We start from the raw sequence: 14,166 nt of genomic DNA, 5'->3' as shown, positions 1-14,166 counted from the left end.
CACCGCCCCGGGCCCCGCGCCGAGCGGGGGCCCGAGCGCGGACGCGGCCGATGCCGGCGCGGCCCGTGCTGGAAAGGCCGACACCGCGACCCGAGCCGGGGCCGACACGGCGGCCCGTACCGGCACCGGCGCGGGCGCCGACCGGCGTCGACCGGGCGGCACCGCGACCCGCGGCGGGGAAACGATCCGGCCCACGGGCGGCCCCGGGGCCCCCCGCCGCGCGCCCGACGCGTCCGGCCCCGCGGCGACGGCCCCCGACCCACCACCCGCCCGCCCGCCGGCCACACCACCGGCCACCGCCCCGCCCGGCACGGACCCGAGCGCGAGCACGGGCACGGGCCCGAGCACAGACGCAGGCACAAGCGCGGGCACGAGCACAGGTACAGGCACAAGCGCGGGCACAGGCACGGCTACCGGCGCGGCCGGGGCCGCTGCCGCGCCAGGTGTCGAGACCGCGTCGGACGTCGAGACCGAGGGCGGCGCCACCCCGCGCGAGCGGCGCAGCGCGGACGCGCGGGCGCTGACCCAGGTGCTGTTCGCCGAGTTGTCGGGGCTTGAGCCGGGCACCCCGGAGCACGCCCGGGTGCGGACCGCGCTGATCGAGGCCAACCTGCCGCTCGTGCGGTACGCCGCGGCCCGCTTCCGCAGCCGCAACGAGCCCATAGAGGACGTCATCCAGGTCGGCACCATCGGGCTCATCAACGCCATCGACCGCTTCGATCCGCATCGCGGAGTGCAGTTCCCGACCTTCGCCATGCCCACGGTCGTCGGCGAGATCAAACGTTACTTCCGTGACAACGTACGGACCGTCCACGTGCCACGGCGGCTCCACGAGCTGTGGGTGCAGGTCAGCGGCGCGACCGAGGACCTGACGGTGCTGCACGGCCGCTCCCCCACCACCGCGGAGATCGCCGCCCGCCTGGGCATCGGCGAGGACGAGGTGCTCGCCTGCATCGAGGCGGGTCGCTCGTACCACGCGACGTCCCTGGAGGCCGCGCAGGAGGGTGACGGGCTGCCCGGGCTGCTCGACCGCCTCGGCTACGAGGACCCCGCCCTCGCCGGGGTCGAGCACCGCGACCTCGTACGCCACCTGCTCGTCCAACTGCCGGAGCGCGAGCAGCGCATCCTGCTCCTGCGCTACTACAGCAACCTCACCCAGTCGCAGATCAGCGCCGAGCTCGGCGTTTCCCAGATGCACGTCTCGCGGCTGCTGTCGCGCAGCTTTGCTCGGCTACGTTCCGCAAATCGAATCGAGCCGTAACTCGCGAAGGGGACCCCACGAACGGCCCTCAGGCAGTAATGTCGACATGGCGCTACAGCGTGTTGCCGACATGTGACATTCTGCAGGAACGGTGTTTGGCGCGGCCGATCTTCCGGTATTCAGGGGGAGGTTGCGTTCCTTCACCCGCGAGCGCTACCGCGACCGTCCGCGACCTCAAAGGGGGTGGCATGTCCGTAGATTTGGGCAGCTCGAAGGTGCTCACCACTGACGCATCACGCGTGCTTGACGATGGCGGCGCCATCGACACTCGCACCCTCTCCCGCTCCCTGTTCCTGCGGCTCGCCGCGCTCGACCAGGACAGCGCGGAGCGCACGTACGTACGCGACACCCTGATCGAGCTCAATCTCCCCCTGGTCCGGTACGCGGCGGCGCGCTTTCGCAGCCGCAACGAACCGATGGAGGACATCGTCCAGGTCGGCACCATCGGGCTGATCAAGGCGATCGACCGGTTCGACTGCGAACGGGGCGTGGAGTTCCCCACGTTCGCGATGCCGACGGTGGTCGGTGAGATCAAGCGGTTCTTCAGAGACACCAGTTGGTCGGTACGGGTCCCGCGCCGGCTCCAGGAGCTGCGGCTCGCCCTGACGAAGGCCAGCGACGAGCTCTCGCAGAAGCTCGACCGTTCGCCCACCGTTCCCGAACTCGCCACCTGCCTGGGCGTTTCCGAGGAGGACGTGGTCGACGGCCTCGCCGTCGGCAACGCGTACACCGCCAGCTCCCTCGACTCGCCCTCGCCCGAGGACGACGGCGCGGACGGCTCGCTGGCCGACCGCCTCGGGTACGAGGACAGCGCGCTCGAGGGCGTGGAGTACCGCGAGTCGCTCAAGCCGCTGTTGGCCCAACTGCCGCCGCGCGAGCGCCAGATCATCATGCTCCGCTTCTTCGGGAACATGACGCAGTCGCAAATCGGCGAAGAGGTGGGCATCTCCCAGATGCACGTCTCCCGGCTGCTGACGCGCACCCTCGCGCAGCTCCGCGAGGGCCTCATCGCCGACTGATCGCCCCCACCACCGAGAGATCCACCCCCACCCCGCTCCTCCAGCACGCCGCTGCCGCGCGCCGCAGCCGGCGGGAGGGGCGGGGTGCGCGCGTCCCAGGCCGACCGGCCCGGCCATGCCCGCCGGGCGACTGGCTCCGCGCGGGCAGCTCAGCCTCGCGCGGGCGACTCGGCCCGCGAACAACGGCTCAGCCCCGCACGGGCGGCCCGCCCCGCGATCGACGGCTCAGCTAACGCCCAGCGGCCCGCCCCGCGAGCGGCGACTCAGCCCCGCACGGGCGACCCGCCCCGCGAGGGCCGCTCGCCTCACACGCGAGCCCGCCACAGCGCGGCCACCCCTCACACCGCCCACAGAAACGGTCCGGCAGCCCGTCGGGCGCCGTGCGCGGGGCGCTGGCGGGGTGGCGGGCTGCCGGGGGGTGGGCGTACGGGGACGGTCGGGGCGACGCGGGTCAGGCCAGGGCGAGCCAGGCGACGGCGGCGACGACCGCCACCGCGACGATCACACCGATGATCACGCCGAAGCGTGGGCCGGACGAGGTGGGTCCGGCGGCGGGCTGGGGCTGCTGCTGCGTGCCCTCGTCAACAAAGGCGCGGAACATCTGGGTGCTGCCAGCCGGGTCGTAGTTGCCCTCGGGGCCAGGGTTGTTCGCCATGGACCCCGACCCTAGCGAACCTGTGGAATCGCGCACACCCCCGGGGTTTCCAGGGGGTTTGACGGGCCCTTTTCCGACTTGACCGGGGGCCGGCACAGGCTTTGTCGGGTGTTTACTCCGCGACCGGTCATTTCATTTGCCTGTAGCAACTAACTTCTCTTATGGTTGCCCTAAGCAACTTGATCACCGGGTCCGACGAGCCCGCCGCCGGCGACCGACCCCCGGCCCACCAGACCGGGGGCGCCGCCGGGGGCAGCGGCCACGTACGGGCCCGGCGCCACGCACGGGCCGCACCCGCAGCGGATCACACACCCCATACCTCAAGCCCACCGAGACCGGGCAGGCCGAGCCGGGCCCGTTCCGGTCGGCGCCACCGGCGCGTGCGCCGGGCCGGCGCCCGGCGCGGCGCACGCCCCCCGGGCACGGCGCCCCGGCAGCACAGCGCGCCACCGCCGAACGCCGTCAAACGCCGTCAAACACGGCTGTCCGCCCGGCCGGCCCCGGCGCACGCCCGCCGCACACCCGCCACACCAGGAAGGAGCACCGATGGCGACGCAGGAGCAGTACCGCGAGTTGGCGCGGCAGCTGTCGGCCACCGCGGCCATCCAGCGCGACCTGGGCCGCGCCCTGCCCGCCGACTGCCCGCCGGCGTCGGCCATCGTGCTGATGGTCCTCAACCGGCACGGCGAGATGCGGATGAGCAAGCTCGCCGAGCTGCTGTCCATCGACATGTCCGTGACCAGCCGGCACGCGGCGCACGTCGCCGAGCGCGGCTGGATCGACCGGCAGCCCGACCCGCAGGACAAGCGGTCCCGGCTGCTCCGGATCAACGCGCGTGGCAGATCCCTGCTGGACGAGGTGGCCGACCGCTACACGGAGGTGCTCGCGCACTACCTGAGCGACTGGTCGGACGCGGACCTCGGGCAGCTCAACACGCTGCTGGCCCGGCTGCGGGGCAGCTTCGGCGACTGCCGGGCCCGCCCCTCGCCGTTCGCCGCCCCGCCGCCGCGCGCCCCGGCCGCGGACCTGGCGGCGGCGCCGGCGCCGCCCACCGCCGTCCCGGCCCCGGCCCCGGACCCAGGCCCCGCGCCGGCCCCGGGCCCCGACCCGGCCCCCGGCGTCGAGCCCGACCCGGGCCCGCCCCCGTCGGCGGACGACGACACCACCCGTACACCCGCGAAGCGATAGGCGAGAAGGAACTCAATGGCAACGACCACACCACCCGGTGTGCGGGGAGACGCGCAGCCCTCCATGGGCGGGAAGCACGCCGCGGGCGCCTCCCACGCCTCCCCCGCCGGGCCCATGTCCCACCGGCAGATCCTGGAGGCGCTGTCCGGGCTGCTGCTCGGCATGTTCGTCGCGATCCTGTCGTCCACGATCGTCACCAACGCCCTGCCGCAGATCATCGGCGACCTGGGCGGCAGCCAGAGCTCGTACACCTGGGTGGTCACCGCGGCGCTGCTCGCGATGACCGCCTCCACCCCGCTGTGGGGCAAGCTCGCCGACCTGTTCAGCAAGAAGCTGCTGGTCCAGATGTCCCTGGTCATCTACATGGCCGGGTCGGTCATCGCCGGGCTCTCGCAGAACACGTCGATGCTGATCGCGTGCCGCGTGGTGCAGGGCATCGGCGTCGGCGGGCTCACCGCACTCGCGCAGATCGTGATGGCCGCGATGATCTCGCCGCGCGAGCGCGGCCGGTACAGCGGCTACCTCGGCGCCACCTTCGCCGCCGCCACCGTCGGCGGCCCGCTGCTCGGCGGCGTCATCACCGACACGAGCTGGCTGGGCTGGCGCTGGTGCTTCTACGTCGGCGTGCCGTTCGCGATCGTCGCCCTGGTCGTGCTGCAGAAGACGCTGAGCCTCCCGGTCGTCAAGCGCGACGTGAAGGTGGACTGGGCCGGCGCGTTCTTCATCAGCGCCGCCGTGTCGCTGCTGCTGATCTGGGTGACGCTGGCCGGTGACAACTACGACTGGATCTCCTGGCAGACCTACGCCATGGTCGGCGGTTCGATCCTGCTCGGCCTGGTCTTCGTGTGGGTCGAGTCCCGGGCCGCGGAGCCGATCATTCCGATGCGGCTGTTCCGCAACGCGACGATCACCCTGGCCTCGGTCGCCAGCCTTTTCGTCGGCATCGTGATGTTCGCCGGCACGGTCTTCTTCAGCCAGTACTTCCAGTTGGCGCGCGGTGAGTCGCCAACGATGTCGGGCGTCATGACGATCCCGATGATCCTGGGTCTCGTGGTGTCGTCGACCGTCTCGGGACAGGTCATCACCAAGACCGGCCGCTGGAAGGCGTGGCTGGTCAGCGGCGGCGTGCTGCTCACCGCCGGCATGGGGCTGCTGGGCACGCTGCGCTACGACACCGCGTACTGGCACATGTCGGTCTACATGATCCTGATGGGCCTCGGCATCGGCATGATGATGCAGAACCTGGTGCTCTGCACGCAGAACCAGGTCGCCCCGAGCGACCTCGGCGCCGCCAGCTCCGTCGTCACCTTCTTCCGCTCGCTCGGCGGCGCGGTCGGCGTCTCGGCGCTCGGTGCGGTGCTCGCCCACCGGGTCACCCAGTACTCGGAGGACGGCTTCCGCGAGCTGGCCGAGCGGGGCGGCCAGGTCCCGCCGTCCGGCGGCAGCGGCGGTGGCGGCATCCCCAAGCTGGACGAGCTCCCGCCGCCGGTGCGCACCGTCATCGAGAGCGCGTACGGGCACGGCGTGGGCGACATCTTCCTGTACGCGGCCCCGGCCGCCCTGCTCGCCTTCCTGGTGACGCTGTTCATCAAGGAGGTAGCGCTCCAGACGAAGGTCGCCGGCCACGACGCCGGGCCGACCGAGTCCCGGGTGGCCGCGGCCTCCGTGGCGCTCGACAAGGACGCCGACGACGCGCGGGAAACCACGGCTGACGCCGCCGCTGACGGGGAGGGCACGCTGGTGCTCGCCGCGGTCGGCGCCGCCGGCGCGCGGGCCGATGAGGCGGTGACCCCCGCGGGCGCCGCCGCGCCGAACGGCAGCGGTCCGGTGGCGCCGGGCCCCGACCAGACGACGGTCGCGCTCGGCGCGGCCGGCGTGCCGCAGCCGGCCGCCGTGGCCGAGGAGCGACAGGCCGTGGCGCGGGCCACGGCCGGCGAGGCCGGCGGTGGCGTGTCGATCCACGGGCGGATACGCGGCGGCGACGGTGCTGGGGTCCCCGGCTCCGCCGTCACGCTCATCTCCCAGGGCGGCGACCAGCTCGGCCGGGCCGTGGCCGCGCGGGACGGCTCGTACGCGCTCCAGGCGCCGGGCGCCGGCTCGTACGTGCTGATCGCGGCGGCCGACGGGCACCAGCCGCAGGCGGCCACCGTCGTCGTCGGGCAGCAGCCGCTCGCCCACGACGTGCTGCTCACCGGCGTCAGCGGGCTGACCGGCACGGTGCGCGGGGTCGCCGACGGGCTGCCGGTGGAGGCGGCCATGGTCGTGGTCGCCGACGCCAGGGGCGACGTGCTGGCCAGCGGGGCGACCGGCGCGCAGGGCGAGTTCGCCTTCACCGAGCTGGCCCCCGGCACCTTCACCCTCGCCGTCAACGCGCTCGGCTACCGGCCCGCCGCGCTGCCGGTCGAGGTCGGCGGCCAGGGCAGCACCCGCGTCGAGGTCGAGCTGCGCTCGGGCGCCCGGGTGCGGGGCACCGTGCGGGCCGGCGCCGAGGGCAGGCCGCTGTCGGACGCGCGGGTCACGCTGGTGGACGCGGCCGGTCGGGTGGTGGCCACCACCGGCACCGGCGAGGACGGCGCGTACGCCTTCACCGACCTGGACGCCGGCGAGTACACGGTCATCGCCAGCGGCTACCCGGCGGTGTCCCGGGCGCTGCCGGTCTCCGGGCCCGGCGTCGACGGCCACGACATCGCCCTCGCCCACCCGGACGGCACCGACCGTCCGGAGGCGACGGGCGACGGCGACCTGACCGGTCGCTGACACGACCCCGGCCCCGGGCGCCCGCTGAGCGAACGATCCCCGCACCACGACGGGGGTCGGGCGAAGCGCCCGGAGTCGGAGCGGGGTCTGTGGAGGGCCCCGGGGCCTGGAGTGGGCCCGAAAAGCCGCGGCGGCGGCGAGCGCACAGGCAGGGGACGGCCTGCTCGCCGCCGCCGTGGCCGCACTCCACGCACGGGCGCGCCGGCGGATCGACCGCCGGACCGCCCGCGACAACGATCGATCCGGCACCCGCGACGGTGCCGCAACTCGGGAGCGGGAACGGCATGACGACCATGGGAGCGGGCCACGGCCAAGCGGGCGAGGGCGCGCACGGCACGCCATCGGAGGCCGGGGACGGCCACGCCGCCGCCGGCCGGGCGGCCGGCGCGGACGGCGCCCGGGGCGGGCTGCGCGCCCGGGTGCGCACGCGGGACAACTGGGCCGTGCGGCACGCCGTGCTGACCGTCACCGACATGGCGGGCCAGCAGGTGGCGCGGGCGGCGGCCGACGAGGAGGGCGTGGTGCGCACGGCCGAGCCGCTGCCGCCCGGCCCGTACACGGTGATCGCCACCGCCGTCGGCTACGCGCCGGCCGCCGCCACCGCCCTGGTCACGGCCACCGGCCGGGCCGACGTCGGCACCCTGGTGCTGGCCCGGCAGGGCGGCGTGGAGCTGCCGCCGCCGGGCACCTGGTCGCTCGACCCGGTGCACTCCTCGGTCACGGCCATCGCCCAGCACCTGGGCATCTCCAGCATCCGGGGCCGGTTCCTCGGCTTCGGCGGCCGGGTGGAGATCGCCGAGGACATCGAGAAGTCCCGCGTGACGGCGGTCATCGAGGCGGCCAGCATCGACAGCGGCAACGACATGCGCGACGGCCACCTGCGCTCGGCCGACTTCCTGGACGTGGCCCAGTTCCCGCAGATCACGTACGCCAGCACCGGGCTCACCCCGGTCGGCTCCGACCGCTGGACCGTGCACGGCGACCTGACGATGCGCGGCGTCGTACGGCGGGTGGACCTCGACCTCACGTACCTGGGCACCGGCCAGGACCCGTGGGGCGGGGTGCGCGCCGCGTACCGGGCGACGGCCGAGCTGCGCCGCGAGGACTTCGCCATGCACTACAACCAGGTGGTCGCGGCGGGCATCGCGGCCATCGGCACGACGCTGCGGGTCGAGCTGGACATCCAGACGGTCCAGGGCGACCTGCCGCAGCAGACGGCGTAGGGCCCGCCCCCTCCCGGCCCCGGCGCCCGCCGCGCACCACGGACGGCGGGCGCCCGCGCGCGTCGTCGGGGAGGGCGCGCGGACGGGAGCGGCGCCCGCGCCCCGGGAGCGTACGGACGCCGGGTAGCGGCCGGCCTACGCCTCGCGCGCCGCGTCGGCCGGGTGGCCCGCGCGTTCGCGCATGACCTCAAGGCCCGCGATGACCATCTCCAGGGCGAAGGCGAAGTCGCGCTCGCGCATCTCCTCCACCGTCGAGCCGCCACGGGCGCGCATGATCCGGCTGGCGTTGCCGAACGACTCCTCAAGCTCCGGGTCGGCCTCGATGGTGTCCATGACGTGGAAGAAGTAGTCGTCCTGGCTGATGCCGGCCTCCCGGCAGCGCAGCGCGAAGCGGCCCTCGATCGTGCCGAAGCCGTAGACGAACTGGAAGACCACGCTCAGCGCGCCCGTCATGCCCTCGTCGGGCACGCCGCTGCGGCGGATCACCCGCTGCGCGGCCTCGGCGAAGGCCCGCGCGTTCGGGCCGATGTTCAGGTACTCGCCGACCAACTGCGACACCCACGGGTGCTGGACGAGGATCTTCCGGTACTCGCTGGCGAGTTGGCGGAGCTGGTCGCGCCAGTCGACCAGGTGGCCCGCCTCGTCGACCTCGCCATCGGCGGGCAGCCGCATCTCGCCGTTGACCTCGTCGAGGGCGAGTTCGAGCAGGTCGTTCTTGGTGGCCACGTACCAGTAGACGGACATGGCGGTGACCCCGAGTTCGGCCGCGAGCCGGCGCATGGAGAAACGGGCCATGCCCTCCGCGTCCAGCAGCCGCACCGTCGCCGCGATGATCTTCACCCGGTCCAGGCCCGCGGGCTGGTCGACCTTCCGCTTGCCGCTCGACGGCCCGGCCAACCACACGCTGGGCCGTGGCCTGCTCGTGCCGCTGCCGGTTGCCATCCGCGCTCCTCCATCGATCGACCGCCCGGTGCCCGTACCCGATGCTATGCCGCGCCGGCCACCCCGTCGGCCTTCCGTACGGGCTCCGCCGTACGTTCCGCTCGCCACAGCAGCAACGCCGCCAGCACGCCCCCCAGGAGCACGGCGCCCGCCCCGACCAGCTCGCTGGCCTGGATGCCGCTGGCGAACGCGTCGTGCACGGCGGACCGGTCGGACGCGGTGTCCACCCGCTCCAGCGCGGTCGGCAGCGAGCCCGCGCCGGCCGCGGCGGCGGGCAGCAGCGCGGCGAAGCGCGAGTTGAGCACCGCGCCGAGGGTCGCGACGCCGAGGCCGTTGCCGAACTCGGTCAGCGTGCCGTTGACCCCGGCCCCGACGCCGGCCTTGGCCGGTGGGATGGCCGACATGATCGCGGTGGCCATGGCCGGCATCGCCACCGCCATCCCGGACCCCATCAGCACCAGGCCCGCGAACACGCCCCCGTACCCGTCCCGGCCCAGCAGCCCGACGACCGCCAGACCGCCGGAGAGCATCGCCATGCCGGCCAGGATGGTGCCCGGCGTGCCGAACCGCCTCAGCAGCCAGGCGCCGACGCCGGCCAGGTTGAGCACCACGATCATCAGGGCCAGCGGCGCGGTGCGCAGGCCGGCGGCCAACGGCTCGTAGCCGAGGACGAGTTGCAGGTGCTGGGTGAGCAGGAACAGCGAGCCGCCCATGCCGAAGGCGATCAGGATGCCACCGGCGACCGCCCCGACGAAGCGCCGGTTCTCGAAGAAGCTGAGGTCGAGCATCGGGTACGGGACGTGCCGCTCCCAGGCGGCGAAGGCGGCCAGCGCGACGAGCCCGACGACCGCCGCGACCAGCACCCGGGCCGAGAGCCAGCCGTGCTCGGGCCCGGAGATGATCGCGAAGACCACGCCGGTCATGCCGACCGTGGACAGCAGCGCGCCCGGCAGGTCGGGCCGCTCCCCGCCGCCGCTGCGCGACTCGGGCACCATGCGGGCGACGGCGACCACGCCGATCAGCGCCACCGGCACGTTGATCAGGAAGATCGCGCCCCACCAGAAGTGGTTGAGCAGCGACCCGCCGATCAGCGGCCCGGCCGCGAACCCCAGCGAACCGACCGCGCCCCACAACCCGATGGCCTTGGGGCGCTCGTCCTCGGCGAAGACCTGGACGACGACGGCCAGCGTGGTGGTCATCAGCAGCGCGCCGCCCACGCCCATCCCGGCGCGGGCCGCGATCAACTGCCCGGGCGACTGCGCGTACGCGGCGGCGACCGAGCCGAGGCCGAACACGAGGAGCCCGGTGACCAGCATCTTCTTACGGCCGTACCGGTCGGCCGCGCTGCCGGCGCTGAGCAGCAACCCGGACTGCACCAGCGCGTAGGCGTTGATCATCCACTGCACGTCGGCGGTGCTGGCGCCCATCTCGCGGGTGAGCGAGGGCACGGCGACGGTGAGGATGGTGTTGTCGAGCAGCACGGTGAGCTGCGCGAGGCAGATGACGGCGAGGATCAACCAGCGCTGCGGATGCCGCGCGGGCGCCTCACCCGCATCGGCCGCCCCACCGCCCCCGGCCGACCCCGGCGGCTCGGCGCCGGCCGGGGAGGCGTCCTGGGCGTCGGCGGGCGCCACGGGCGCGGGCACGCCGCGCCGGCGCGCGGCCGGGGGTGCGCCGGGCGCCTCGGCGAGGGCGTCACGGATGTCCGCGTCGGGCGCCGCGGGCCCAGCCGGGAGCGGGGGGCCGTCGGGGGACGAGGGGCGATCGGGCGAGGGGGGAACGGCGGCCATGAGCACGTCCTTATACGGTGTACGAGCACAGCGACGTACACCGTATAGGACTTCCCTCTACGCTGTATAGCTCATTGCGTCGCCAGACTCCGACCGTCGAGCCCGGCCGGCTCACACCGGCCCGATGCCGGGCTCGCACCGGCTCGGTGCCGGGCTCCCACCGCCTCCCTCCGCCTCACACCGGCTCGGGCGCGGACCACGACCGCGCACGCGACCTGCGCCGCGACATCGCCTGCGGCACGGGTGACGGCTCCGACGCCGCGTCGGCGGCCTTGATCAGATAGCCCATGCCGCGCCGGGTGTGGATCATCGGGGCCCGGCCGGCGTCGATCTTCCGCCGCAGGTAGGAGATGTACAGCTCGACGACGTTGGGCCGGCCGCCGAAGTCGTAGCTCCACACCCGGTCCAGGATCTGCGCCTTGCTCAGCACCCGCCGCGGGTTGCGCATCAGGAAGCGCAACAACTCGTACTCGGTGGCCGTGAGCCGGATCGGCACGCCGCCGCGTACGACCTCCTGGCTGTCCTCGTTCAACGTCAGGTCGCCGACGGTGAGCACCGACCCGGCGCGCGGGTTCGGCACCACCGAACGCCGCAGCAGGCCGCGCAGCCCCGCGATGACCTCCTCGACCCCGAACGGCTTGGTGACGTACGCGTCGCTGCCCGCCGTCAGCCCGGCCGTCCGCTCCCGCGCGGCCTCCCGCGAGGCCAGGAACAACACCGGTACGCCGGGCACTTCGCGGCGCAGGCCGGCCAGCGCGGCGCGGGCGTCCGCGTCCGGCAGCGTGAGGTCCAGGACGGCGGCGTCGGGCCGGAAGGCGCGCGCCACCTCCGCGACCCCGCCACCCCCACCCGCCGTGCGCACGTCCCAGCGCTCGGACCTGAGCGCCATCGACAGCAACTCGGCGAGCGGTGCCTCATCTTCGACTACGAGGACCCGTACGGGGCTGCCGTCGGGTCGCGTCAGCTCGGTGTGCCCGGTGGGCGATGACGTGGCCATGGCGCAAGCGTGGGGCGGCAGCGTGAGAAGGACCTTGCGGCTTTCTGTGAATCCGCTGAGAAACGGGGCCCGCACGGGCCCGGTTCCTCAGCCGGGGCCCGCGCCGGCCGGGACCGAGCGGACGCGCCGGACCGACCACGCGCGGGCGAAGGGACGTCGCACGCCGGACAGCGCTCACCCGGTTGGCCGTAATCCCCGCATGGCCGGAATAGGCGTGCGGCCGGGCCCGCTGTACCCGGCATGGCATTTCATGAACGTCTTGGCCGGGTCGGTGTGTGGAGCCTGGGCCTGCGCGCGGACGACCCGACGCGCGAAGCGGAGCTGGGCGAGGCAGCGGCGGAGCTGGAGGAGTTGGGGTACGGGACGCTGTGGATCGGCGGCAGCCCGTCGGTCGACCAGGCCGTCCCGCTGCTGGCCAGCACGGAGCGGGTCACCGTCGGCACCAGCATCCTCAGCATCTGGGACCACGCCGCGGCGGACGTCGCCGCCCGCCACGCGGAGTTCAACGCCGCGTACGGGGGCCGGTTCCTGCTCGGCCTCGGCGTGAGCCACGACGAGATCGCCCAGAAGAACGACCACCCGCTGGCGAACCGCCCGTACTCGGCGCTCAAGGAGTACCTGACTGCCCTGGACACCGCCCCGACGCCGGTCCCCCACGACCAGCGGGCGCTGGCCGCCCTCGGCCCGAAGATGCTCGAACTCTCCCGCGACCGCGCGCTCGGCGCCCTCCCCTACCTGGTCACGCCCGAGCACGTGGCCCAGGCCCGCGCCACGCTCGGCCCCGACGCGGTGCTGGCCCCCGAGTTCAAGGTGGTCCTGGACCCGGACACGGAACGGGCCCGCGCCATCGCCCGCACCTACCTGTCGTTCTACCTGAGCCTCGCCAACTACGCGAAGAACCTGCTGCGACTCGGCTTCGCCGAGGACGACCTGGCGGACGGCGGCAGCGACCGCCTCCTGGACGCCGTCTTCGCCATCGGCACCCCGGAGGCCGCCCGCGAGCGGGCCGACGAGTTCCGCGCGGCCGGCGCCGACCACCTGGCCGTGCAGGTGGTGACCGGGAAGGAACGGGAGCAGCCGGTGCGGCTCCCGCGCGCCGAGTGGCGCACCCTGGCCGAGGCCCTGCCGCTCGCCAACTGACGCACTCCGAGGCCGCGGAGCCGGCCCGCACGGAGCGGTACGGGACGGGAAGCCCCATCGACCGACGGAGAGGGTGACTCCGTTGTCCACAGCTCAGGAGTTGTCCACAGGGCGATCTCCCGACCCGTCCGCTCCGGCGCCTCGTCCCGTACCGTCGGCACATGAGGATTCTCGCGATCTCCGGCAGTCTGCGCGCCACATCGTCCAACGGGGCGGTCCTGGACACCGCGCTGGAAACCCTTGACCGCTCGACGTGGACCGTGACGTACGGCGAGATCGGCACGCTCCCGCACTTCAACCAGGACCTCGACGGCGAGGACGCCATACCGCACGCCGCGGTGGCCGCGCTGCGCTCGGCCGTGGCCGAGGCGGACGCGCTGCTGTTCGTCAGCCCGGAGTACGCGCACGGCGTGCCCGGCACGCTGAAGAACGCCATCGACTGGCTGGTCAGCACCGGTGAACTCGGCGGCAAGCCCACGGCCGTCATCACCGCGTCCCCGCACCCGGCCGGCGGCGAGTTCGCCTACACCCAACTGCGCGAGACCCTCGGCATGTTGCACGCCGAACTCGTCGACGACGCCTGCCTGCGCATCCCGGTGGTCGGCACGAAGCTGGACCGCGAGACGGGCCGCGTCCGGGACGAGGCCACCCGCGCCGAGCTGACCTCCGCCCTGTCCGCCCTGACGAAGGCCGCCCAGGTCTGATCCCGGCTCCCGTGGCCCCGCACACCCGCGCCCCGAGGCCGCGCCCGCCCCGCTCCCGCCGCCCGAGGCCGCACCAGCCCCCCGCCGTCCGCCGTCCGCCCCGCCGAAACGAGCCCGCCCCCATGAGTGACCCGCACACGATCCACGCCGTACCCGTGTTCCGCTACCCCGCCGACGGGGCGCCCCTGGCCACCGAGCAGGACGCGCTCGACCTCGTCGGCAACGCCTCCTACCAGGGCGCGCGGTGGGTCGTCGTCCCCGCGGACCGGCTCGACCCCGCGTTCTACGAGCTGCGCACCAGGCTCGCCGGCGACATCGTCCAGAAGTTCGTCAACTACCGCGTGGGCCTCGCCGTCGTCGGCGACATATCCGCCCACACCGCAGCCAGTTCGTCCCTGCGGGACTTCGTCCGGGAGTGCAACCGCGGTCGCCAGACCTGGTTCGTCACCGACGAGGACGAGCTGCGCGAACGCCTCGCCGGTTGACCGAC

11 protein-coding genes and 1 pseudogene are annotated in these 14,166 nt (G+C 74.0%); 8 read left to right on the top strand and 4 right to left on the bottom strand.

Going from position 1 to position 14,166, the window contains the following annotated elements:
* Positions 1–184 precede the first annotated feature (184 nt).
* The gene (locus H7H31_RS17230; protein ID WP_187118252.1) at positions 185–1,261 is read left to right on the top strand and encodes an RNA polymerase sigma factor SigF; all 1,077 of its coding nucleotides are present in this window, start codon (positions 185–187) and stop codon (positions 1,259–1,261) included.
* Positions 1,262–1,449: 188 nt separating this feature from the next.
* Complete coding sequence (locus H7H31_RS17225) at positions 1,450–2,280, top strand: RNA polymerase sigma factor SigF (protein WP_176162762.1); 831 nt, start codon at positions 1,450–1,452, stop codon at positions 2,278–2,280.
* Between the two features lie 451 nt (positions 2,281–2,731).
* Here the strand turns inward: H7H31_RS17225 and H7H31_RS17220 are convergent, their stop codons facing one another.
* A complete protein-coding gene (locus H7H31_RS17220) occupies positions 2,732–2,935 on the bottom strand; it encodes a hypothetical protein (protein ID WP_176162763.1) in 204 nt (67 codons plus the stop codon).
* A 546-nt stretch (positions 2,936–3,481) separates the two neighbouring features.
* Here H7H31_RS17220 and H7H31_RS17215 point away from each other — a divergent pair.
* From H7H31_RS17215 to H7H31_RS17205, 3 genes and pseudogenes are all read left to right on the top strand, one after another.
* Positions 3,482–3,934 (top strand): annotated as a pseudogene (locus H7H31_RS17215) (MarR family winged helix-turn-helix transcriptional regulator); the annotation flags it as partial.
* A 204-nt stretch (positions 3,935–4,138) separates the two neighbouring features.
* Positions 4,139–6,880, top strand: a complete 2,742-nt coding sequence (locus H7H31_RS17210) for an MFS transporter (RefSeq protein WP_187061397.1) — start codon at positions 4,139–4,141, stop codon at positions 6,878–6,880.
* A 284-nt stretch (positions 6,881–7,164) separates the two neighbouring features.
* Positions 7,165–8,103, top strand: coding sequence for a YceI family protein (locus H7H31_RS17205; protein ID WP_232109912.1), 939 nt, complete (start codon positions 7,165–7,167; stop codon positions 8,101–8,103).
* Positions 8,104–8,238: 135 nt separating this feature from the next.
* Here the strand turns inward: H7H31_RS17205 and H7H31_RS17200 are convergent, their stop codons facing one another.
* The 3 genes from H7H31_RS17200 to H7H31_RS17190 all read right to left on the bottom strand — a co-directional run bounded on the left by H7H31_RS17200 (position 8,239) and on the right by H7H31_RS17190 (position 11,832).
* On the bottom strand, positions 8,239–9,045 hold the full coding sequence (locus tag H7H31_RS17200; RefSeq protein ID WP_187061396.1) for a TetR/AcrR family transcriptional regulator: 807 nt from the start codon (positions 9,043–9,045) through the stop codon (positions 8,239–8,241).
* Positions 9,046–9,089: 44 nt separating this feature from the next.
* The gene (locus H7H31_RS17195; RefSeq protein WP_187061395.1) at positions 9,090–10,835 is read right to left on the bottom strand and encodes an MFS transporter; all 1,746 of its coding nucleotides are present in this window, start codon (positions 10,833–10,835) and stop codon (positions 9,090–9,092) included.
* 175 nt (positions 10,836–11,010) lie between these two features.
* A complete protein-coding gene (locus tag H7H31_RS17190) occupies positions 11,011–11,832 on the bottom strand; it encodes a response regulator transcription factor (protein ID WP_269475455.1) in 822 nt (273 codons plus the stop codon).
* Positions 11,833–12,072: 240 nt separating this feature from the next.
* Between H7H31_RS17190 and H7H31_RS17185 the strand changes: the two genes are divergently transcribed.
* The 3 genes from H7H31_RS17185 (at position 12,073) to H7H31_RS17175 (ending at position 14,161) form a co-directional block, all read left to right on the top strand.
* Positions 12,073–12,972: a TIGR03620 family F420-dependent LLM class oxidoreductase gene (locus tag H7H31_RS17185; RefSeq protein ID WP_187061394.1), complete on the top strand. Its 900-nt coding sequence runs from the start codon at positions 12,073–12,075 to the stop codon at positions 12,970–12,972.
* Between the two features lie 161 nt (positions 12,973–13,133).
* Positions 13,134–13,676 (top strand): NADPH-dependent FMN reductase, encoded by a 543-nt coding sequence (locus H7H31_RS17180; RefSeq protein WP_187061393.1) that lies wholly within the window; start codon positions 13,134–13,136, stop codon positions 13,674–13,676.
* 122 nt (positions 13,677–13,798) lie between these two features.
* Entirely contained in the window at positions 13,799–14,161 is a 363-nt protein-coding gene (locus H7H31_RS17175) for a DUF4180 domain-containing protein (RefSeq protein WP_187059602.1), read from the top strand.
* Positions 14,162–14,166: the final 5 nt, after the last annotated feature.

It is taken from the genome of Streptomyces buecherae (assembly GCF_014295035.1).
Classification (GTDB): domain Bacteria; phylum Actinomycetota; class Actinomycetes; order Streptomycetales; family Streptomycetaceae; genus Streptomyces; species Streptomyces youssoufiensis.
This window is presented reverse-complemented; position numbering and strand designations above follow the sequence as displayed.